The sequence below is a fragment of the Mesorhizobium sp. Cs1299R1N1 genome, assembly GCF_037179655.1.
Classification (GTDB): domain Bacteria; phylum Pseudomonadota; class Alphaproteobacteria; order Rhizobiales; family Rhizobiaceae; genus Mesorhizobium; species Mesorhizobium salmacidum.
On the sequence record NZ_JAPYKR010000009.1, the window covers coordinates 303,218 to 323,674 of the forward strand.

At 63.6% G+C, this 20,457-nt stretch carries 20 protein-coding genes; 7 read left to right on the forward strand and 13 right to left on the reverse strand.

Annotation, left to right across the window (positions count from 1 at the left end):
- Positions 1–37: 37 nt before the first annotated feature.
- The 3 genes from O7A70_RS21410 to O7A70_RS21420 form a co-directional block, all read right to left on the reverse strand.
- Positions 38–223 carry a hypothetical protein gene (locus tag O7A70_RS21410; RefSeq protein ID WP_337142202.1) on the reverse strand — a complete coding sequence of 62 codons (186 nt, stop codon included), beginning with the start codon at positions 221–223 and terminating at the stop codon, positions 38–40.
- A 99-nt stretch (positions 224–322) separates the two neighbouring features.
- Entirely contained in the window at positions 323–610 is a 288-nt protein-coding gene (locus O7A70_RS21415; protein WP_027145397.1) for a hypothetical protein, read from the reverse strand.
- A gap of 116 nt (positions 611–726) precedes the next feature.
- The gene (locus O7A70_RS21420; RefSeq protein ID WP_337142204.1) at positions 727–2,130 is read right to left on the reverse strand and encodes an MATE family efflux transporter; all 1,404 of its coding nucleotides are present in this window, start codon (positions 2,128–2,130) and stop codon (positions 727–729) included.
- Between the two features lie 234 nt (positions 2,131–2,364).
- Here O7A70_RS21420 and O7A70_RS21425 point away from each other — a divergent pair, with 234 nt between their 5' ends.
- The 6 genes from O7A70_RS21425 to O7A70_RS21450 all read left to right on the forward strand — a co-directional run bounded on the left by O7A70_RS21425 (position 2,365) and on the right by O7A70_RS21450 (position 8,758).
- The gene (locus O7A70_RS21425; RefSeq protein WP_337142206.1) at positions 2,365–3,282 is read left to right on the forward strand and encodes an AraC family transcriptional regulator; all 918 of its coding nucleotides are present in this window, start codon (positions 2,365–2,367) and stop codon (positions 3,280–3,282) included.
- 241 nt (positions 3,283–3,523) lie between these two features.
- Positions 3,524–4,795, forward strand: a complete 1,272-nt coding sequence (locus tag O7A70_RS21430) for an ABC transporter substrate-binding protein (RefSeq protein WP_337142208.1) — start codon at positions 3,524–3,526, stop codon at positions 4,793–4,795.
- Between the two features lie 137 nt (positions 4,796–4,932).
- Positions 4,933–5,799 carry a carbohydrate ABC transporter permease gene (locus O7A70_RS21435; RefSeq protein ID WP_337142210.1) on the forward strand — a complete coding sequence of 289 codons (867 nt, stop codon included), beginning with the start codon at positions 4,933–4,935 and terminating at the stop codon, positions 5,797–5,799.
- The gene (locus O7A70_RS21440) at positions 5,796–6,608 is read left to right on the forward strand and encodes a carbohydrate ABC transporter permease (RefSeq protein WP_337142212.1); all 813 of its coding nucleotides are present in this window, start codon (positions 5,796–5,798) and stop codon (positions 6,606–6,608) included. Before O7A70_RS21435 ends, O7A70_RS21440 begins: the two co-directional genes overlap by 4 nt.
- Before the next feature lie 15 nt (positions 6,609–6,623).
- Positions 6,624–7,670, forward strand: a complete 1,047-nt coding sequence (locus O7A70_RS21445; protein WP_337142215.1) for an NAD(P)-dependent alcohol dehydrogenase — start codon at positions 6,624–6,626, stop codon at positions 7,668–7,670.
- Between the two features lie 2 nt (positions 7,671–7,672).
- Positions 7,673–8,758 carry an ABC transporter ATP-binding protein gene (locus O7A70_RS21450; RefSeq protein WP_337142217.1) on the forward strand — a complete coding sequence of 362 codons (1,086 nt, stop codon included), beginning with the start codon at positions 7,673–7,675 and terminating at the stop codon, positions 8,756–8,758.
- Positions 8,759–8,767: 9 nt separating this feature from the next.
- Here O7A70_RS21450 and O7A70_RS21455 read toward each other — a convergent pair whose 3' ends face one another.
- The 9 genes from O7A70_RS21455 to gcvA all read right to left on the reverse strand — a co-directional run bounded on the left by O7A70_RS21455 (position 8,768) and on the right by gcvA (position 18,997).
- Positions 8,768–10,354, reverse strand: a complete 1,587-nt coding sequence (locus tag O7A70_RS21455) for an FGGY-family carbohydrate kinase (protein WP_337142220.1) — start codon at positions 10,352–10,354, stop codon at positions 8,768–8,770.
- Positions 10,351–11,034, reverse strand: a complete 684-nt coding sequence (locus O7A70_RS21460; protein WP_337142222.1) for an HAD-IA family hydrolase — start codon at positions 11,032–11,034, stop codon at positions 10,351–10,353. The genes O7A70_RS21455 and O7A70_RS21460 overlap by 4 nt, the downstream gene beginning before the upstream one ends.
- 15 nt (positions 11,035–11,049) lie before the next feature.
- Positions 11,050–12,528 (reverse strand): mannitol dehydrogenase family protein, encoded by a 1,479-nt coding sequence (locus O7A70_RS21465; protein ID WP_337142224.1) that lies wholly within the window; start codon positions 12,526–12,528, stop codon positions 11,050–11,052.
- A gap of 165 nt (positions 12,529–12,693) precedes the next feature.
- Positions 12,694–13,464, reverse strand: a complete 771-nt coding sequence (locus O7A70_RS21470; protein WP_337142227.1) for an L-iditol 2-dehydrogenase — start codon at positions 13,462–13,464, stop codon at positions 12,694–12,696.
- 10 nt (positions 13,465–13,474) lie between these two features.
- Positions 13,475–14,479, reverse strand: a complete 1,005-nt coding sequence (locus tag O7A70_RS21475) for an ABC transporter ATP-binding protein (RefSeq protein ID WP_027145409.1) — start codon at positions 14,477–14,479, stop codon at positions 13,475–13,477.
- Positions 14,480–14,529: 50 nt separating this feature from the next.
- Positions 14,530–15,354: a carbohydrate ABC transporter permease gene (locus O7A70_RS21480; RefSeq protein WP_337142229.1), complete on the reverse strand. Its 825-nt coding sequence runs from the start codon at positions 15,352–15,354 to the stop codon at positions 14,530–14,532.
- 208 nt (positions 15,355–15,562) lie between these two features.
- The gene (locus O7A70_RS21485) at positions 15,563–16,435 is read right to left on the reverse strand and encodes a carbohydrate ABC transporter permease (protein ID WP_027145411.1); all 873 of its coding nucleotides are present in this window, start codon (positions 16,433–16,435) and stop codon (positions 15,563–15,565) included.
- Positions 16,436–16,558: 123 nt separating this feature from the next.
- Positions 16,559–17,869 carry an ABC transporter substrate-binding protein gene (locus tag O7A70_RS21490; RefSeq protein WP_027145412.1) on the reverse strand — a complete coding sequence of 437 codons (1,311 nt, stop codon included), beginning with the start codon at positions 17,867–17,869 and terminating at the stop codon, positions 16,559–16,561.
- A gap of 222 nt (positions 17,870–18,091) precedes the next feature.
- Positions 18,092–18,997, reverse strand: coding sequence for a transcriptional regulator GcvA (gene gcvA / locus O7A70_RS21495; RefSeq protein WP_337142232.1), 906 nt, complete (start codon positions 18,995–18,997; stop codon positions 18,092–18,094).
- Positions 18,998–19,107: 110 nt separating this feature from the next.
- Between gcvA and O7A70_RS21500 the strand changes: the two genes are divergently transcribed.
- Positions 19,108–19,293 carry a hypothetical protein gene (locus tag O7A70_RS21500; RefSeq protein WP_337142284.1) on the forward strand — a complete coding sequence of 62 codons (186 nt, stop codon included), beginning with the start codon at positions 19,108–19,110 and terminating at the stop codon, positions 19,291–19,293.
- A gap of 23 nt (positions 19,294–19,316) precedes the next feature.
- Here the strand turns inward: O7A70_RS21500 and O7A70_RS21505 are convergent, their stop codons facing one another.
- Positions 19,317–20,276 (reverse strand): sugar-binding transcriptional regulator, encoded by a 960-nt coding sequence (locus O7A70_RS21505; protein ID WP_337142234.1) that lies wholly within the window; start codon positions 20,274–20,276, stop codon positions 19,317–19,319.
- Between the last annotated feature and the right edge of the window lie 181 nt (positions 20,277–20,457).

Consider the following 20,457-nt stretch of genomic DNA (forward strand, 5'->3'; position numbering starts at 1 on the left):
TGGGAAGCTGTGTGCTGTTAGAGCGTAAGTAGCCATCCTAATTTTCAGCATGGCTGAAGACGACAGTTCCATTGTCCTTGCGAACTTCAACGCAAATGATCCCCTCGTCACCCCTTCGGGTCTGAAACACGGAGATTGCGTGATCTTTTGCTACCTTTTCGGCGTCAAAGATCACCTTGTCGATGATGCCCTGTCTTCCATACCAAATAACGGTGAACGCCATTCGCCGCCTCCATTCGAGGCACCATAGGCGCTCTTACCGGTACCTTCAAACGGCGTCTGTGGCCAAAAGGCGGCGCGAAACGGCCGCCTTTCCGCAAATTCAGCCACCCATCTTCTTGGCCATCGCGCAGAAATCCGCATGCGACTTGTTGATCGTGGTGTCGCCGCAGTCTTTCAACACCGCCTTCTGTTCATCTGGCTTCATGGACATCCATGCGGTCTTGAAATCCGCTTCCGACCTGAGTGTTTTCATGCCGGCGTCCGTGAAGAACGGCGACATCTTTGCCGGATCGTCGAGCGCGGAGGTTCCGCCAGCAGATCCAGCCAGCGCCGAGCCAGTCATCATTGCGAGCGCCATCGCGCCCATAGTGAGCATTTTGAAGGTCACTTTCATCTCCTCACGATTTACGTCGATCGTATGCAACGATCATCCCTCGAAACGTCATCGTGCAGGAAAGGTTGCCCGCCTGCGTCGAAAGGCGGAATTCTATTCCGGGAATGCGTTCAGTGCCCGAGCGCCAGCGACGGCGCGATGCGGTCGCGCCGTAGCCAGCGGGCCAGAAGCAGGGCCGCCACCACGGCCAGTCCCGACGACAGGCCGATCCAGATGCCGACGCCGTGGAAGCCGAAATGGAAGGCCAGCAGCACGCCAAGCGGCAGGCCGACGCCCCAGTAGCCGATCGCGGCATAGATCATCGGCACCTTGGTGTCGTGCAGGCCGCGCAGCATGCCGGCGGCAACCGCCTGCGCGCCGTCGAAGACCTGGAACAAGGCGGCAAAGACCAGGAACGAAACGGCAAGCGCGATCACCCTGGCATTGGCCGGATTGCCGAGGTCGATGAAGGCGCTGATCAGGAGATGCGGCCAAAGCACCATCACCAGTCCCATCAGCGCCATGAACGAGACGCCGATGACGAAGGCGGTCCAGCCGGCGCGCGAGACGCCCTCGGGATTGCCGGCGCCATGCGCGAGCCCGACCCGCACCGTCACCGCCTGGTTGAGGCCGAGCGGCACCATGAAGGAGATCGAGGCGATCTGGATGGCGATCGCGTGCGCGGCCAGAGAATCCGCGTCGATCAGGCCCATCAGCAGGGCTGCCGCGTTGAAGATCGTCACCTCGAAGGCAAGGATGCCGGCGATCGGCAATCCGAGCCGCAGCAGGCCCTTGAAGCGCGGCCAGTCGGACCGCCAGAAACGGCCGAACAGATGGTAGCGCCGGAATTTCTTCTCCAGCATCACCACGACAGCCATGCCGACGAACATCAGCGTGCTGGACAGCGAGGTGGCAAGACCGGAGCCGGCGATGCCCATGGCCGGCACACCGAGATTGCCGAACATGAACAGCCAGTTGAAGAAGGCGTTGCAGGCGACGGCGACGAAAACGATGATCAGCGCCCAACCCGGCCGCTCCAGCGCCGAGATGAACGAACGCAGCACGATATAGCCGTAGAAAGGCAGCACCGCCCACTCCAGCCAGCGCAGATAGATGCCAGCCTGACGCGCCAGCGCGGGCTCCTGCCCCATGGCCAGCAGAATTGCCTCGCCGTGCCAAAGCACGAGCCAGATCGGGATCGCGATCAGGATCGCCAGCCACAGGCCCTGACGTACGGTGCGACGCAGATCGCGCACGGAATGGCGGCGGCGGCCAAGCTCGGTGGCGATCATCGGCGAGGTCGCCAGCATCAGGCCGAGGCCGAAGATCAGCGGCATGAAATAGAGGTTGGCGCCAAGCGCGCCGCTGGCCAGCGTGTCCGCGCCGAGGCGCCCCATCATCATGACGTCGGTGGCGGTCATCGCCGTCTGGCCGAGATTGGTCAGCACCATCGGCCAGGCCAGCGCCAGCGTCGCCCTGATTTCCCGACGCCAAAGATTTTCCGGCGCGCGAGCGCCGGCTTCGATCGCAGACATTGTCCTGCTCTTTCAGAACACGGCGCGTCGGGCCACGCCCGGAAGCCGCACAGCAACGGCACGAAATGGCGCCGTTTGCGCCGTCTATTGAACGAAACGCGACATGAAGGCAAGGGAGGAGGCGCCAGAACAGATTGAGCCAGCGCATTGCGCGGGAACCGCCGCCTCGTTCCCTTGCCGGCCAGGGACTGCTACGGATCAGACATCGGCGACCGGCGAATTGTGGGAGGCAGGATGGCGTTCAGACGCAGAAAGAACACGGCAGCAATCCCGCGCACGGCGCCTTCCTTCGAGCATATCGTCACCGAGGCGAGCGACAGTTTCCTGTGGCGGCTGGACGACTATCCCTGGGAGCGCAATGTCTGGAACTTCCACCCGGAGTACGAGATCCATCTGCTGCGGAAATCCTCCGGCGTGGTCCTCGTCGGTGACCATATCGGTGAGTTCGGGCCGGGCTACCTCACCATCGTCGGCGGCGGCCTGCCGCATGACTGGGTCACCGCGGTACGGCCCGATGAGCTGATCGAGGGCCGCGACATCGTGCTGCAATTCGATCCCGAGCGGCTGCGCGGGTCGGCTGACATGCTGCCCGAACTGCGCGAACTGGAGCCGTTCCTGGAACGGTCGCTGCGCGGCATCGTCTTCCACGGCGGGACCGCGCTTGAAGGCGCCGCGCTCATGGAGCGGATGGGCACGGTGCATGGGCTGACCCGGTTCTGCCTATTCCTCGAACTGGTCGATCTGCTGGCCAGGACCGACGAGTATGAGCTGTTGTCGTCGCCAGACTTCCAGCCGGTTCTCGACGCCGCCTCGCTCGACATCATCCAGCGCACGCTGACCTATTTGTTCCAGCATTTCGCCGAAGATCTGAAGCTGCCTGAGGTGGCCGAACTGGCCGGCATGAGCGAAAGCACGTTCTCGCGCTTCTTCCAGAAGAACACCGGCAATTCCTTCAGCGACCATCTTGCCAAGCTCAGGCTGTGGCAGGCGTGCAAGCTCCTGGCCGACACCGATATCCCGATCACCGACATCTGTTTCCAGGTCGGCTACATGAACATCTCCAATTTCAACCGCGCCTTCCTGCGCAAGCACAAGATGACGCCGTCATCCTACCGCAAGCTGTCGCGGCAGCGTCTGGCGATGCGCGCATAAGCGCATCCTGAATCATCCTTTTGGACCGGATCGATACTCGTGTGACGCGCCTCGTACGGGTGCGCCGGTTTTTGCGCTGCACAATGCATAAAAGTACAGGTCAGCTGCAACGGGGCTTCTAGCGCTGCCCAACGCAACTGCGCATTTTGGCGATGGGTGGCATGTCGTTCGGGCGATGGTGAGGATCGCGTAACCCGAGGACCTGCGTTTCCTGCGACGTATTCCTGGAGGAGAAAAGATCATGAAACCAGTTCGGCTCGCTGCCAGCCTTGGCGCAGCTTTCGTGCTTTCCGCTACCGTTTCAACCCTAGCCCTGGCGCAGGCGCCGGTCTGCTCGGCACCGGTCAAGGTGCTGGCGCAGCCCCGCGATGGCCTGACGCTTCTGGAGGACTCCAAGGCCGAGTTCGAGAAGCTCTCCGGCGCGAGCTTCAAGATCGATTATCTGAACGAAAACGACCGCCGCGCCAAGTCGCGCGCGGACGCGTCCACCGTCGGCAATTACAACGTCTACTATGTCGATGAAGCCAATGTGGCGCTTTTCGCCTCGTCGAAGTGGATCGTGCCGCTGACCGATTATTATCCGGCTGACTACGACTATGCCGATTTCGATCCGGGCCGCCAGAAGGTTGCCACCTATGACGGCAAGGTCTGGTTCGCACCGCTGACCGGCGGCGGCGACCTGATGGTCTATCGCAAGGACGTGCTGGAAGCCGCCGGCATCCAGCCGCCCAAGACGCTGGACGAGCTGATCGCCGACGTGCCGAAGCTGACCAATGCCGACAAGGGCATGTATGGCATCGCGCTGCGCGGCGCGCGCGGCTCGGGCGCCAATGTCTGGCGCTGGATGCCGTTCTTCAAGGCCTATGGCGGCAAGTGGTTCGACGGCGACAAGCCGGCCTTCAACTCGGACGCGGCCGTCAAGGCGACCGAGGCCTATCTGAAGCTGTTCAAGGATTCGGCACCGGGGACCCAGACCGGCAGCTGGGACGAATCGACCGGCGCCTTCCTGTCGGGCCAGGTCGCGATCCTCGTCGAATCGACGCCGCTTTCGGGCATGGCGGTCGACCCGAAGACCTCGCAAGTGGTCGGCAAGATCGGCTTCCTGCCGCCGCCCTCGCCGCTTCCCGGCGGCGGTTACGGCCACGGCCTCGCCATCGCGGCGAAGGCCAATGCGGACGACGCTTCGAAGAAATGCGCCGGCCTGTTCATCGCCTGGGCAACCTCGAAGGAAAACGAGAAGCGCCGGCTCGACGCCCATCAGTTCGGTGAGCTGAACCGCACCAGCATCCTGTCCAGCAAGGAGTTCGCCGATATCTACGGCGCCGATCTCGGCCAGGCGCTTGCCGAAACCGGCAAGGTCACGGCGGTGAACTTCTGGCAGGATCCGCGCTGGCCGGATCTCGGCGACCGCTGGGGCATCATCCTCGAGGAATTGATTGCCGGCACACGCACCGACGTCAAGGGCAGCCTCAACGAACTCGAGGCCTACGCCAATGAGCTGGTGAAGAAATAGGCCCCTCCCTCTTGCGGCGCGCGGTTCGCGGCATTCCTGCGAATGCCGGGACCTGTGCGTCGCAGGAGGGCCTGCCCTGTCCCGCGCGCGGGTTCCGCCATGTCCAGATATCAGAGACACAGCAAGGCCTGAGACCAATGCCTCGACGTTCATCCCTGCCGGTCACCTTTGCCGTGCCGACACTGGTCATTCTGCTGATCCTGTCGATGGTGCCGACGCTCTTCGCGATCATCATCGCCCTGCAGAACCGCGAGCTGAGTTCGACGGCCTATTCCTGGGTCTGGTTCTCGAATTTTGTCGACCTGTTCTCCGACCGCCGCTTCCTCAACGCCGTCTGGGTGTCGGTGAAGTGGGAGGTGGTAACCGTCGTCGCAACGATGGTCGTCGCGATCGGGCTCGGCGTGCTGATGTTCGAGGTGGCCTCGCCGCGCCTGCGCAACCTCTACTGTCTGCTGTTCATCATTCCGGTGCTGCTGCCGCGCGTGTCGGCGGCGTTCGTATGGAAGTTCGCCTATCATCCGCTCTACGGCATCGCCACCTACCCCTACCGGCTGCTGACCGGCGGGCTGATCTTCGACCCGCTGTCCAAGCCGTCGACGGCTTTGTTCGCCGTCGCTTCAGTCGATGTCTGGCAGTGGGGCCTGTTCTTCGCCGTCATCGTGCTGAAGCTGCTGGAGACCTTGCCGCCGCAGCCGATCGAGGCCGCCCGGCTCGACCACGCCAAGCGCTGGCAGATCCACGCCTATGTCACCTTGCCGATGCTGAAGGCGCCGCTGATCAGCCTGATGTTCGTCAAGATGATCGAGTCGCTGCGCTCCTTCGACCTGATCTATGTGATGACCCGCGGCGGCCCAGGGGTGGCGACCGAAACGCTCGACATGTACGCCTTCTCGCAAGGCTTCATCGAATCCGGCAAGGTTTCCTATGCCTCGGCCATGGCCGTGCTGATGATGATCGCCACCGTCATCACCTTCACCATGCTGTGGAAGCGGGTGCAGGCATGAGGCCCGGCCGCATCATCGCCAAGGCCGTCCTGGCCTTCGCCGGCTTCGTAGCGGTGTTTCCGCTGCTGTGGACAGCGCTCAATTCGCTGAAGAACAGCGTCGACATCATCACCCGCGTTCCCCGCCTGGTGTTCACGCCGACGCTTGCCAACATCAGCTACATCCTTGGCCGCGACAGCGTCATCACCGGCCTCTACAATTCGGTCGTCGCTTGTGGCACAGCCGTGCTGATCGGCGTCGTGCTCGGTTTGCCCGGGGCTTACGCGGTGGCGCGTTATCCCAACCGCTGGGCCGGCGACATCCAGTTCTTCGTGCTGTCGTTGCGCTTCCTGCCGCCGGTGGCCGTGGCGATCCCGCTTATGGTGATCTGGCTGCAGCTCGGTCTTTACGACACGCTGCCGGCGCTGATCGTCACCTATTCGCTGCTCACCATCTCGGTGATCATGTGGCTCGCCATTCCAGCCTTCCAAGGCGTGCCGAAGGAGATCGAGGAAGCCGCCTTCGTCGACGGCTACGGCGCCTATTCGGTGTTCTGGCGGATCGCGCTGCCGGTGGCTGCGCGCTCGCTGATCGGCGCGGTCGCCTTCAGCTTCGTGCTGGTCTGGAACGAGTTCCTGATCGCACTGATGCTGTCGAGTTCCAACGCCAAGACCTTGCCTATCGTCGCCTCCGAACTCTCCCAGCAAGGCATGAACGTGCCGTGGGGCATTCTCAACGCCTCGGTCGTGCTCCTGTCGTTGCCGCCATTGCTGTTCCTCGGTGTGCTCAGCGGCTTCCTGAATTCTGTTTTCCGGCAAAAAAAGACTTGAAGTGAGGACTACCCGATGCGGGCTTTGGTGCTTGAGAAAAAAGGTGAATTGTCGCTGCGCGAGATCGCGTTGCCGCTCGATGTCGGAGCCGACGATGTCAGGATAGCCATCCACACGGTCGGCGTCTGCGGCAGCGACGTGCATTATTACACGCATGGCGCCATCGGCAGCTATGTCGTGCGGGCGCCGATGGTGCTCGGCCACGAGGCTGCGGGCACAATCGTCGAGGTCGGCGCCAATGTCAGGAGTCTCAAGGTCGGCGACCGCGTCTGCATGGAACCGGGCGTGCCGAACCTGTCGTCGCGCGCGACAAAGCTCGGCATCTACAATGTCGACCCCGACGTCACTTTTTGGGCGACCCCGCCGGTGCATGGCATCCTTGCTCCCTATGCCGTGCACCCGGCCGCTTTCACCTACAGGCTACCGGACAACGTCTCCTTCGCCGAGGGCGCCATGGTCGAGCCCTTCGCCATCGGGATGCAGGCGGCTAGCCGCGCCCGCATCGTCCCGGGCGATGTCGCCGTCGTCGTCGGCTGCGGCCCGATCGGCATCATGATCGCCCTTGCCGCCCTTGCCGGCGGTTGTTCGAAAGTGCTGATTTCCGATTTTTCCGCGCCCAAGCTCAAGATCGCCGCGCAATATGCCGGCATCGTGCCGGTCAATGTCGGCGAGCAGTCGCTTGTCGATGCCGTCGCGGCCGCGACCGACAATTGGGGTGCCGACATCGTCTTCGAGGCGAGCGGCAGCCCCAAGGCTTTCGCCGATCTGTTCGACGTCGTGCGGCCAGGCGGCGCGGTGGTGCTGGTCGGGCTGCCGGTGGAACCGGTGGCCCTCAACGTGCCGGCGGCGATCTCGAAGGAAGTGCGCATCGAGACGGTGTTCCGCTATGCCAACATCTTCGACCGTGCCCTGCAGCTCATCGCCTCCGGCAAGGTCGACCTCAAGCCGCTGATCACCGGGACCTATGATTTCGCCGACAGCATCGAGGCGTTCGAACGAGCGGCCGAAGGCAACCCGCAGGACGTCAAGCTGCAGATCCTGCTTACCGGCGAAAAGGGCTGACGATGTCCGCGATCGTTTGCTCCCATGTCGACAAGGCCTATGGCGCCACCACGGTGATCCGCGATCTCAATCTCTCGATCGAGGAGCACGAATTCGTCGTGTTCCTCGGCCCGTCCGGCTGCGGCAAGTCCACCTTGCTGAGGATGCTGGCGGGGCTGGAGGACATCAGCGGCGGCGAGGTCTCGATCGGCGGCAAGGTGGTCAACGACCTCGATCCGGGCGATCGCGGCATCGCCATGGTGTTCCAGAACTACGCGCTCTATCCGCACATGAGCATTTTCGACAACATCGCCTTCGGGCTGCGGCGCCAGAAGGTCCCGGCGCCCGAGATCCGCAAGCGGGTCGAAGCGGTGTCGAGGACGCTAGGGCTCGAACCCTATCTCGGCCGCAAGCCAGCCGAACTCTCCGGCGGCCAGCAGCAGCGCGTGGCGATCGCGCGGGCCATGATCAAGACGCCCAAGGTGTTCCTGTTCGATGAGCCGTTGTCCAATCTCGACGCCAAATTGCGCAACCATATGCGCGTCGAGATCGCGCGGCTGCACCAGTCGCTGAAGACCACCACCGTCTATGTCACGCACGACCAGCTGGAGGCGATGACGCTCGCCGACCGTATCGTGCTGCTCAAGGACGGCATCATCGAGCAGATCGGCTCGCCGGCGGAAATCTACGGGCGGCCGGTCAATATGTTCGTGGCCGGCTTCATCGGCACGCCGAACATGAATTTTGTCGATGTGACGGTCGGCCGGGCCGGGAACGGCTGGACGCTGACCGGCGCCGGAACCGTGTTTTCGATAGACGGGGCGGGCTTTCATCTCCAGCCGGGCGATCGCGCCGTGCTGGGCATTCGGCCTCCGGACCTGAAGACGACCGGTGCCGGCGCCCCCGGCCTATTGCAGGGCACTGCCGATCTCATCGAATTCCACGGCAATGACGCGCTGGTGACATTCGGCTCCGGCGGCAAGGAGATCAGCGCGCTGGTTCCGGCACGCGACTGCCCGGTACTGCATGCCCCCGTCCGCTATGCGTTCGAGGAGAATGACATTCACCTGTTCGACGCGACATTGGGCGCGTCCCTGCGCAGGCAATAGCGCAAAAGCCTACCGGATCGCGTCAAGCATCTGCCGCTGCCGGTGCATTTCCAGGAAAATCCGGTAGTCGCGATCGAAGCGGGCGCCGGCCGCCGGGTTGGCGGCGCGTGTCCTGCCGCCCTGCTGCATGGCAAGGCAGGCGGCGTTGAGATCGGGGAAAAGCCCGGCGGCGGTCGCCGCCACCATGCCGGTGCCGAGCAGCACCGCCTCGTCGGCCAGCGGCTCGACCACCGTGCAGCCGGTGGCGTCGGCGTAGAGCTCCATCAAGAGCGGGTTCTTGGTATGGCCGCCGGTGACATGCAGCGTGTCGATCAGATAGCCGTTCTCGTTCAGCGCCTCCAGCACATGGCGCACACCGAGGGCGATGCCGACGGCGGTGCGCCAGTAAAGCTTGCACAGGCTGTCGAAGGACGAATCCAGCGTCAGCCCGCTGACGACGCCAACGGCATGTGGGTCGGCAAGCGGCGAGCGGTTGCCGTGGAAATCCGGCAGCACGTGCAGCCGGTCGGCAAGGCTCTCGCCCTCGGCGGCGCGCAGTTCGGCGACGCGCGCGGCGATCCTGGCATGCATGGCCGCGTTCGGCTCGCCGCCGGCGCCGTGCCAGCGGATGATGTGGTCGAGCAGCGCGCCGGTCGCCGACTGGCCACCCTCCGACAGCCACAGCTTCGGCAGTGCGGCTCCATAGTAAGGGCCCCAGACACCGGCGAAAGGCTGCGGGTCGGGCGACATTGCCATGACGCAGGATGAGGTGCCGGCGATCAGCGCCAGATGGCGACCGATATTCTGGTCGTCGCCGGCAAAGCCGCCGAGCACGCCAAGCGCCCCGGCATAGGCATCGATGACGCCCGCGCCGACGCGGCAGTTCTCGGTCAGGCCGAGTTCTGCCGCTGCCTGCGCCGTCAACGGACCGATATCGGCGCCGACCGGACTGGCCCGTTCCGGCAGATTGCCGTGTTCAAAAAGATCGTCGAGGCCGACGAGTTCGAAGAAATCGCGCTGCCACGCGGTGTCCTGGTGCGCCAGATAAGTCCACTTCGCTGTCAGCGTGCATTGCGAGCGGGCCAGCGAGCCCGTCGCCTGCCAGGTCAGGAAATCGGTCAGGTCGAATAAATAGCCGGCTTCGTTCCACGTCTTCGGCAGATTGCGCTTCAACCACATCAGCTTCGGCGTCGCCATCTCGGGCGACATAACGCCGCCGATGTAGTTCAGCACCTCGTGGCCGCTCGCGGTGCATTCGTCGGCTTCGGCGATGGCGCGGTGATCGAGCCAGACAATGGTGTCCCAGCGCTTGTCGCCGCTGGTCGACACACTGAGCTGGCCGCCCTGCCTGTCACGCACGACCAGCGAACAGGTGGCATCGAAGGAGATACCGGCAATATGCTCGGCGGCGACGCCGGCCTTTTCCCGCGCGGCACGCACGGCGGTGCAGACGGCGGCCCAGATATCGCGTGAATCATGCTCGGCATGATCTGGCTTTGGCTGGTTCATGGCTATCGGCCGCTCGGCGCGGCCAAGCAAGGTACCACTGGCGTCGAGAATGCCCGCGCGAGCGCTCCCGGTGCCGACATCGACCGCGCAGACAAACTGTTTCGTCAAGATGCTCTAACTCTCGCTCCCAGGCCTGCAATCAAATCGGGCAATTGCAGCATGTCAGCGAATATAAAGTCCGGTTCGGTCGACGCAAGCCGCGCTTTCAATCCCGGATTGCCGGCGTGTGCGCCACCGGTGAAGGCGAAGACGCGCATATCCGCCGCGAGCGCGGCCGCGACGCCGGCCGGGCTGTCCTCGATGACCAGGCAATTTCGCGGTTGCGCCCGCATGGCGGCGGCCGCGTGTAGGAAAAGGTCCGGTGCCGGCTTGCCCCTGGCAACCATTGCGGCGCTGAACAGATGCGGCTCCATCAGCGTCAGCAGGCCGGTGACGTCGAGCGCGTAACGAATGCGTTCCAGCGTGCCGGAAGAAGCGACGCAGTACGGCAGGCCGAGCTTCGGCAGCATCGCCTTGACGCCGGCGATCGGCTTCAGCTCCTCACGGAACTTTCGCATGAGGTCGACGCGCATGGCGGTGAGATGCTGATCGGTGATCTCCAGGCCGAAGTCGCGGCCAAGGATTTCGCGCACGCTCTTCATGCTCTTGCCGAGGAAATGCTCGTAGGCGGCGTCCTCGCCGATGCTGCCGCCGGCAAGTTCGATCATGCCGAGCAGCGCCGAGACGGAGAGCGCCTCGCTGTCGACCAGCACGCCGTCGCAGTCGAAGATGACCAGTTCAGGCGCCATGATGCCGGCTGGCTCTCAGAGCTTGCCGGCGAGATAGCGCGTCAGCGTGGCGCGCGCGCCATTGGCCCAGAGCACGTTGAGCGCGTGGGCGAAGGCCTCGACGAAGGCCGTGGCGCGGCCGACATCGCCATAGATATCGTCCATCGCAAGCCAGGCGGCGGGCGCGTCCTTTGCCGCCTTTGCCGTTGCCTGCAGCCGGTCCCAGCTCGGGTCGTTGGGCTCGATGACCGCCCCGCTGTCCGTGGTGCCGAAGCAGTAGCGGCACCACAGCGCCGATTCCAGCGCCAGACCGGCAACGCCTTTGCCCGCCTTCAGCCGGTCGGCGATGGTCGGGATGATGAATTTCGGCTGGCGGTTGGAGCCGTCGAGGCAGAGGCGGCGCACCGTGTCGCCGATCTTGGGATTGGAGAAGCGCTTCTCGATGAGCTGGTAATAGTCTTCCAGAACCGTGTCCGGCACCGGCGGCACAGTCGGGATGATCTCGTCATGCTCGAGCTTGTCGAGGAAACCGCGCACCAGCGGCTCCTGCATCGCCTCATGGACGAAGTGGATGTCCATCAGCCCGGCCGGATAGGCGATGGTGGCGTGGCCGCCATTGAGGATACGGATCTTCATCAGCTCGTAAGGGGCGACGTCCCTGACGAACTGCACGCCGACCTTTTCCAGTGGCGGGCGGCCATCGGTGAAATGGTCTTCCAGCACCCATTGCCGGAACGGCTCGCAGAACACCGGCCAATTGTCCTCGAGGCCGAAATCATCGGCAAGGATCTTGCGCTCACGGTCGCTGGTTGCCGGTGTGATGCGGTCGACCATGGCGTTCGGGAAGGCGACGTGGTCGCTGACCCAGCTCGCCAGGTCCTCGTCGATCAGGCGGGCGAGACCGATCACCCCATCCGACGTGACATGGCCGTTGTGGGGAATGTTGTCGCAGGACATGACCGTGAACGGCACGATGCCATCCTGGCGGCGTCGCACGAGGCCGGCCAGGATGATGCCAAACACCGTTTTCGGTGTGGCGCCCGGCTGTGCGTCGGCGACGATATCGGGATGGGTCGGGTTGAAGACGCCGGACGCCGGATCGATGAAATAGCCGCCTTCGGTGATGGTCAGCGATACGATTTTGATTGCCGGGTCGGCAAGCCGGTCAATTATGCCGGCGGCGTCGCCCGGCATCAGGAAATCGATCATCGCGCCGGTGACGCGGGCACTCATGTGGCCTTCGTCCTGCTCGACCACGGTGGTCAGCCAGTCCTGCTCTTCGAGCTTACCGCGGCCGATTTTCTCGCCGTCGAACACGCCAGCGCCGACCAGCGCCCAATCATGACCGATACCTTGGCCGAACAGGTCGTCGAGATAGACGGCCTGATGTGACCGGTGAAAATTGCCGACACCGAAATGCACGATGCCGGCTTTCAACGCCGACCGGTCATAGTTCGGACCTGCGACCTTGGACGGAAGCGTGCCTAGGCTCGAGGAAGAGAGTTTCACGGTCATCTGCTTTACCCTTTGGCCGATTTGCAGCCCGACTGTTTCGCCTCCTTCGGGAGGGCGAGGATGAGGGGCCGCACCTGGTTTTCCAGTATGCTGCCCCTCATCCGCCCCCGAGGCGCCTTCTCCGGAGGAAAAGAGAGAAGCGCCTTCCCCCTCAACTCGTCCTTTTCAACTCATCCATTGGCCGCCATCGACGTTGTAGGTCTGGGCGACGATGTATTCGGCCTCGTCACTGGCGAGAAACACGGCCATGCCTGCGAGGTCTTCCGGCTTGCCCATGCGGCCATACGGCACGCCTTCGCCGACCAGCCGCTTCTTTTCGCCTTTCGGTCGGTTCTCGTATTTGGCGAACAGGGCATCGACCTCGTCCCACATGTCGCTGTCGACGACGCCGGGCGCGATGCCGTTGACGTTGATGCGGTGCTTGATCAGGTCGAGCCCGGCCGACTGGGTCAGCGAGATGACCGCGGCCTTGGTGGCGCAGTAGACCGCGACCAGCGGCTCGCCGCGACGCCCGGCCTGGCTCGCCATGTTGATGATCCTGCCGCCCTTGCCGCGCGCGATCATCGAGCGGGCGGCTGCCTGCAGCATGAACAGCGTGCCGGCGGCATTGACGGAGAAAAGCTTATCGTAGCTCGCCCGAGAGATCTCCACGATCGGCGCCAGATCGAACAGAGCGGCGTTGTTGATCAGGATGTCGAGGCCGCCGGTCTTGCCCTCCACCGCTTTGACCGCGGCATCGATGGATGCCTGGTCGGTGACGTCGAGCTTGACGGCATAGGCGTGGTCGCCGATTTCAGCCGCGGTCTTGCGCGCCGCCTCCAGGTTGATATCGGCAATCGCCACCGTGGCGCCTTCGCGCACATAGGCTTCGGCGAAGGCTCTGCCGATGCCGCGCGCCGACCCGGTGATCAGCGCCGATTTGCCTTTCAGCCTCACTGCCCCACCCTCACTGGGCCATCGCCTTGCCGTCAGCGCCGAAGCGATGCAGCTTGGCCTTGTCGGGTGTAAGGTAGATCGTGTCGCCATGATGCACGGCCAGTTCGCCGTCGGCGCGCACCGTCAGCGGTCCGACGCCATCGGCCTGGACATGCAGGAACGTGTCGGAGCCCAGATGCTCGGCAACGCCGACGGTCGCCTTCCAGTCGCCCGCCGTGGTCGAGATCTGCATATGTTCGGGCCGGATGCCGATCGTCTTGGCGCGGTATTTGTCAGCCGGCGCACCCTCGATCAGGTTCATCTTCGGCGAGCCGATGAAGCCGGCGACGAACAGGTTGCGCGGCGTCTTGTAGAGCTCCATCGGCGAGCCGACCTGCTCGATGTTGCCCGCGTTTAAGACGACGATCTTGTCGGCCATGGTCATGGCCTCGACCTGGTCGTGAGTAACGTAGATCATTGTCGTCTTGAGCTGATGATGCAGTTCGCTGATTTCGAGCCGCATGGTGCCGCGCAGTGCCGCGTCGAGGTTGGACAGCGGTTCGTCGAACAAGAAGGCCGAGGGCTGGCGCACGATGGCGCGGCCGATGGCGACGCGCTGGCGCTGGCCGCCGGAGAGCTGGCCGGGACGGCGTTCGAGATAGTTGGTGAGGTTCAGCACGCGCGCCGCGTCCTTCACCTTCCTGTCGATGGTCGCCTGGTCCTCGCCCGCCATCTTCAGCGGAAAGGCGATGTTCTTGGCAACCGTCATGTGCGGATAAAGCGCATAGGACTGGAACACCATGGCAAGCTTGCGCTTGGCCGGCGCCTCGCCAGTGACGTCACGGCCGTCGATGTTGATGGTGCCGCCGCTGGTGTCCTCGAGGCCGGCGATCAGCCGCAGCAATGTCGACTTGCCGCAGCCCGACGGGCCGACGAAGACGACGAACTCGCCATTCTCGATCACCAGGTCGAGACCGGGGATGATGGACGTCGATCCAAAGGATTTGGAGACGTTCTTGAGCGTGATGTTTCCCATGGTTTCCTCCCCGAGAGCTATTTTTCGCCGATTGCTTCAGGCAATTTCCGTTACTTCACCGCACCAAAGGTCAGGCCGCGCACCAGCTGCTTCTGGCTGAACCAGCCCATGATCAGGATCGGCGCGATGGCCAGCGTCGAGGCCGCCGAAAGCTTGGCCCAGAACAAGCCTTGCGGGCTGGAGAAAGAGCTGATGAAGGCGGTGAGCGGAGCGGCGTCCGTGGTGGTCAGCCGGATGGTCCAGAACGCCTCGTTCCAGGCCAGGATGATGTTGAGCAGCATGGTCGAGGCGATGCCCGGCACCGCCATCGGCGTCAGCACGTAGATGATCTCGTTCCACAGCGACGCGCCGTCCATGCGGGCCGCTTCCAGGATCTCGCCGGGGATCTCGCGGAAGTAGGTGTAGAGCATCCACACCACGATCGGCAGGTTGATCAGCATCAGCATGACCATCAGGCCGATGCGCGAGTCCAGCAGGCCGAGATTGCGGAAGATCAGGTAGATCGGAAACAGCACGGCGACCGCCGGCATCATCTTGGTGGACAGCATCCACATCAGGATGTCCTTGGTCCGCTTGGTCGGCGAAAACGCCATCGACCAAGCCGCCGGAATGGCGACCAGCAGCGCCAGGATGGTCGAGCCGACGGAGAGCAGCACCGAGTTCAGGAAGAACTTGAAATAGCCGCTCTGCGCCTGGACCTCGGCATAGCTTTCGAAGGTCCCCGATGGGACCAGGTTGAAGCCCTGGATCGCCTCCTGCTCCGACTTGAACGAGGTGATGATCGTGTAAAGGATCGGGAAGAAGATCAGCAGGGCGACGATCCAGGCGGCGACGGTCGCGATTGTCTTGTGCTGGGTGGTGACTGCGCGTGCCATGATCAGGTTCTCCCGTATCGGCGATGGTGGCGGCAGGGTCGACCCCCACTCCGGTTTGCTGCGCAAATCACCTCTCCCCGGATCGACGGGGTAGAGGAAGGGCGCAGCTTCGATGCAGGCATTTCCTCTCCCCCGGGCAGGGGGAGAGGTGTCCCGCGCAGCGGGACGGAGTGGGGGTGGTTCAGCGCACGTGCCATCTTGACCTCCCTTACTTGTCCAGGTTCTTGCCGACGGCGCGCATGGCGAAGAAGGCGACGATGTTGGCGAGAATGACGGCGATCACACCGCCCGCTGATGCCTGTCCGATTTTGAACTCCAGCAACGCCTTCTGGTAGACGAGGAAGGGCAGGTTGGTGGAGGCATAGCCCGGGCCGCCATTGGTGGTGACCAGGATCTCGGCATAGACGGAGAGCAGGAAGATCGTCTGGATCAGGATGACCACGGTAATCGCCCGCGACATGTGCGGCAGCGTCAGATAGATGAAGCGGCTGATAAAGCCGGCGCCATCCATCTCGGCGGCCTCCTTCTGCTCGCCGTCGAGCGACTGCAGCGAGGTCAGGAGGATCAATGTCGCGAAAGGCAGCCACTGCCAGGCCACGATGATGATGATCGCCGTCATCGGATGCTGCCCGAACCAGTCGATCGGTTGCGCCCCGAAGAAGCGGGCTATGTCGGCGAAGACGCCATATTGCGGGTGCATGATCATGTTCTTCCAAACCAGCGCTGCCACCGGCGGCATGACGAAGAACGGCGAAATGACGAGAATGCGCACGATCCCCTGGCCCCACATCGGCTGATCGATGAGCAGCGCCAGCAGGATGCCGCCGATCACCGTGATCAGCAGCACGCTGACCACCAGGACAAGCGTGTTGAGGATCGACTGCAGGAAAGCCGGGTTGGAATAGAACAGCGCGTAATTCGAGAGGCCGACGAAGCCATCGCGCATCGGATTAAGCGGATTGTACTGCTGGAAGGAGAACCACAGCGTGAGAGCGAGCGGAACAACCATCCAGACCAGCAGCAGCACCACGGATGGCGCCATCATGAATCGGGCAAGCGAACGGGTCTGCTGAGTAGCCATGACGGTCACCCTTCAAGGATCAAACTGAATTATCAGAGGCGTTGAAGGCGGCCGCCCGAACTGGGTTTCGGGCGGCCGTTGCCGGTCATGATCGTCGGCCGGCATTCGGCACCGGGAGGAGCCTTACTTGATATAACCGCCCTCGGTCATCGCCGCGGTCGCGGCGTCCTGGGCCTGCTTCAGCGCATCGTCGACACTCGACTGACCGGCAAGAGCCGCCGAGAAGAGCTGGCCGACAGTGGTGCCAAGGCCCTGGAACTCGGGGATGGCGACGAACTGCACGCCGACATAGGGCACCGGCTTGACGGTCGGATGCGTCGGGTCGGCGGCGTTGATGGAGTCCAGCGTCATCTTGGCGAACGGAGCCGCCTTCTGGTACTCGGGATTGGCATAGAGCGAGGAGCGCGTGCCCGGAGGTACGTTGGCCCAGCCTTCCTTCGACGCGACGAGCTCCGCATAGTGCTTGCTGGTGGCCCAGGAGACGAACTTCTCGGCGGCGTCGGCCTTCTGCGTGCCGGCCGGGATCGCGAGCGACCACGCCCATAGCCAGTTGCCGCGCTTGCCCAGGCCGTTATCGGGTGCCAGGGCGTAGCCGACCTTGTCGGCGACGGTCGAGTTCTTCGGATCGGAGACGAAGGACGCCGCCACGGTGGCGTCGATCCACATGCCGCACTTGCCCTGCTGGAAGAGCGCCAGGTTCTCGTTGAAGCCGTTGGAGGAGGCGCCCTCGGGACCGTCGGCCTTCATCAGGTCGACATAGAACTGCAGCGTCTTCTTCCATTCGGGCTGATCGAACTGCGGCTTCCAGTTCTCGTCGAACCAGCGGGCGCCGAATGAGTTCGACATGGCGGTCAGGAAAGCCATGTTCTCGCCCCAGCCGGCCTTGCCGCGCAGGCAGACGCCGTTCACGCCACTGGCGCGGTCGGTCATCTTGTCGGCGGCCTGCTTGATGAAGTCCCAGGTCGGCGCGTCGGGCATCTTGAGGCCGGCCTTCTCCATCAGGTCCTTGCGGTACATGACGAAGGAGCTTTCGCCGTAGAAGGGCGCGGCATAGAGCTTGCCATCGACCGAGAGGCCGCCGGCGATGGCCGGGATGATGTCCTTGGCGTCGTAGTCGTCGCCGAGCTTGTCGAGCGGCAAGAGCCAGCTCTGCTTGGCCCAGATCGGAACCTCGTATGTGCCGATGGTCATCACGTCATACTGGCCGCCCTTGGTGGCAATGTCGGTGGTGACGCGCTCGCGCAGCACGTTCTCTTCGAGCGTGACCCAGTTGAGCTGAATGTCGGGGTTGGCCTTGGTGAAGTCGTCGGTCAGCTTCTGCATGCGGACCATATCGCCATTGTTGACAGTGGCGATGGTGATGGATTCGGCGTGTGCGGCGAACGCAAGCGCGCTGGCGGACAACAAGCCCAGGGTGAGCGTGCGAAGTTTCATCAAATTCCTCCCATAAACCAAGATGAGCATTTGCCTTGGCTGTGAGCAATTATTCACTTGGTGTGAATTATGTCAAGCCGGATTCGATGCTGCAGCGCAGCACGCGACCCGGCGAATGGCGACGGAGGGTTGGCGACAGGGCTCGAATTGCCGCCGCCTGGAATGCGGGCGACGGGCCAAAAGCCTCTCGAACGAGATGTGGTTTTCTTGTCCGGTCTGCCGTCAGCAGGCGATCTCGGCCAGCAGCCAGTCGCGGAAGGCGCGGATCTTGGGCACGTTGCGGCGCGCCTCGGGGTAGACCAGCCAGTAGGCGTGCCCGTCGTCGCCGACCAGGTCGAAAGGCTGGATCAGCCGGCCATCGGCGAGTTCGGCCTTGAACAGCGCCCTGGTCAGGATCGCCACCCCGTGGCCCGATATGGCCGCGTTGGCTTCATAGGCCTGCGCGCCCATGCTGCTGCCGGGACGCTTGGCAAGGTCATGGCTGCGCACGCCGGCGGCCTCGAACCATTGTGTCCACCAGATATCGCTGGGATCGAGGATCGGCAGCTTGAGCAGATCGGCCGGTTCGTTGATGCCGCCGATGCTCGCCGCGAGCTTCGGGCTCAGCATTGGCGTGAAGTCGGCATCGAGCAGCTTGTGGGCTTCCAGCCCCGGCCATTTGCCACCGCCCGAACGGATGGCAAGGTCGACATCCTCGCGGGCGAAATCCGTCAGCCGGCTCGACGTCTCGAGCCGCACGGCAAGCGACGGGTGCGCGATCTGGAACGCGCCGAGGTGGTGCGCCAGCCAGTTGGAGGCAAAGGTCAACACCGTGGTGACGCACAACAGCCCGTCCGCGCCGCCGCGCGCGGCGGCATAGGCCTGGCTAAGAATGGCAAAGGCCTCGCTGACGGCCGGCGCCAGGCGTTGGCCGGCTTCCGTGAGTTCGATCTGTCGCGGCCGGCGCAGGAACAGCGGCGCGCCGACGCGCTCTTCCAGCACCTTGATCTGATAGCTGACCGCCGCTTGCGTCATGGCGAGTTCACCAGCGGCCTTGGTGAAGGAAAGGTGCCGCGCCACCGCCTCGAACACCCGGATCGCCTGCAGCGGCGGGAGTTGCGAAACCTGTGGCGCGCTGAGGTCAGGCATAAGGCGTCCTTATGGGTCGTTATCGACGTTCGATTGGCAAAGGCGGCCGGCAAGGCCGACATTGATGCTCAACCCGTCATTCGGGTTCAGGATAACGAAGGTTGACGATCATGACCATGGCGCAGCAAAAATGCACTCCCGCTCCCGATCATCGCTGGATTTCGTGGCTTGTGGACGGGTTCGGCTGGTTCGCGACCAGCAAAAAGGCACATCTAGATATCAGGGACCTGTCGCCGCATCTGCTGCGCGACCTCGGTTTTCTCGACGGCAACGACCCTTTCGGCCGGCACAAATAGCCTTGCTGGCTTTATCGCAGGAGTCAGATGCCGGCCAGCAGGGCGACCGCCGTCCGCTCGTCGGTGATGAGGCCATTGACCAGTCGGCGATTCACGGCCGCCATGATACCCGGCAGCTTGCGCTCGCCCATGGCAAGCGCAATGACCAGCGACTTCTCACGCGACGGCAGCGCCGCCGACGACACCCGGTCATTGGTGATGCCCTCGATCATGCGACCCTCGCGATCGAACACCCAGCCGACGATTTCGGCGACGCCGCCGGCCTTCTGCAGGGCTTTCAGTTCGCTTTCGGAAATGAAGCCATCCTCGTAGAGCGGCGCCTTCGGCCCAAGGTCGCCAATGCCGATGAAGGTGACATCGGCCTCGGCGGCTAGCGCCAGCGTCGGCTGGATCATTGGCTGGTTGAGCAGCATCTCGCGCTCCTGCGGCGAGGAGGCGATGACCGGCAGCGGCATCGGGAAGGACCGCGCCTTGACCCTGTCGGCCATGGTGAAGATGACGTTGTAGAAGGCGGCCGAACCATCCGGCGAGATGTTGCCGGTCAAGGACACCACCTTGTGCTGCGGGCATTCCATCGGCGGCAATTGTTCGATCGCCGCCTTCAGCGTGCGTCCGGTACCGATGCCCATGACGATCGGTGTCGGTGACCGAAGCCGCCGCTCGATCTCGGCGGCAGCCGCTTCGGCGATGCCGATGGTCGTGGAGGATGAACTGGGGTCACTCGGCACCACCTCGACAAGGTCGAGCGCGAAGCGCGATTTCAGCCGCGCGGCAAGGTCCAGGCAGTTGGCGATCGGATGATCGACGCGGACCTTGATCAGGCCTTCTGACACCGCCAGCGACACCAGCCGCTGCGCCGTCTGCCTCGATATGCCGAGCGTGGCGGCGATCTGGTCCTGTGTGTTGCCGGCAACATAGTAGAGCCAGCCGGCGCGCGCCGCGTCGTCCAGCCTGTTGGTGCCGCCATCCTGCCGGGTATTCACGTCCTGCCTCCCGAAACCGCCGATCATCAGGCGGTCATATCAGTTTCGCAGGGAATGGCCGCCTGCGCAATTGTCAATCTCAAGAGCAAATGCTTACACCGATATAGCGGAGTTTTCTGCACTATCATCCGGCTGGAGAAAGCGCGGCGGGTTCCGTTTTCATCAGAAGGCATGTCCTGTG

What these genes read in the sequence shown, in the direction of transcription:
- O7A70_RS21410 (WP_337142202.1), bottom strand. Translation starts at nt 223, where the DNA reads ATGGCGTTCACCGTTATTTGGTATGGAAGACAGGGCATCATCGACAAG.
- O7A70_RS21420 (WP_337142204.1), bottom strand. Translation starts at nt 2,130, where the DNA reads ATGTCTGCGATCGAAGCCGGCGCTCGCGCGCCGGAAAATCTTTGGCGT.
- O7A70_RS21425 (WP_337142206.1), top strand. Translation starts at nt 2,365, where the DNA reads ATGGCGTTCAGACGCAGAAAGAACACGGCAGCAATCCCGCGCACGGCG.
- O7A70_RS21430 (WP_337142208.1), top strand. Translation starts at nt 3,524, where the DNA reads ATGAAACCAGTTCGGCTCGCTGCCAGCCTTGGCGCAGCTTTCGTGCTT.
- O7A70_RS21435 (WP_337142210.1), top strand. Translation starts at nt 4,933, where the DNA reads ATGCCTCGACGTTCATCCCTGCCGGTCACCTTTGCCGTGCCGACACTG.
- O7A70_RS21440 (WP_337142212.1), top strand. Translation starts at nt 5,796, where the DNA reads ATGAGGCCCGGCCGCATCATCGCCAAGGCCGTCCTGGCCTTCGCCGGC.
- O7A70_RS21445 (WP_337142215.1), top strand. Translation starts at nt 6,624, where the DNA reads ATGCGGGCTTTGGTGCTTGAGAAAAAAGGTGAATTGTCGCTGCGCGAG.
- O7A70_RS21450 (WP_337142217.1), top strand. Translation starts at nt 7,673, where the DNA reads ATGTCCGCGATCGTTTGCTCCCATGTCGACAAGGCCTATGGCGCCACC.
- O7A70_RS21460 (WP_337142222.1), bottom strand. Translation starts at nt 11,034, where the DNA reads ATGGCGCCTGAACTGGTCATCTTCGACTGCGACGGCGTGCTGGTCGAC.
- O7A70_RS21465 (WP_337142224.1), bottom strand. Translation starts at nt 12,528, where the DNA reads ATGACCGTGAAACTCTCTTCCTCGAGCCTAGGCACGCTTCCGTCCAAG.
- O7A70_RS21475 (WP_027145409.1), bottom strand. Translation starts at nt 14,479, where the DNA reads ATGGGAAACATCACGCTCAAGAACGTCTCCAAATCCTTTGGATCGACG.
- O7A70_RS21480 (WP_337142229.1), bottom strand. Translation starts at nt 15,354, where the DNA reads ATGGCACGCGCAGTCACCACCCAGCACAAGACAATCGCGACCGTCGCC.
- O7A70_RS21485 (WP_027145411.1), bottom strand. Translation starts at nt 16,435, where the DNA reads ATGGCTACTCAGCAGACCCGTTCGCTTGCCCGATTCATGATGGCGCCA.
- O7A70_RS21490 (WP_027145412.1), bottom strand. Translation starts at nt 17,869, where the DNA reads ATGAAACTTCGCACGCTCACCCTGGGCTTGTTGTCCGCCAGCGCGCTT.
- gcvA (WP_337142232.1), bottom strand. Translation starts at nt 18,997, where the DNA reads ATGCCTGACCTCAGCGCGCCACAGGTTTCGCAACTCCCGCCGCTGCAG.
- O7A70_RS21500 (WP_337142284.1), top strand. Translation starts at nt 19,108, where the DNA reads ATGACCATGGCGCAGCAAAAATGCACTCCCGCTCCCGATCATCGCTGG.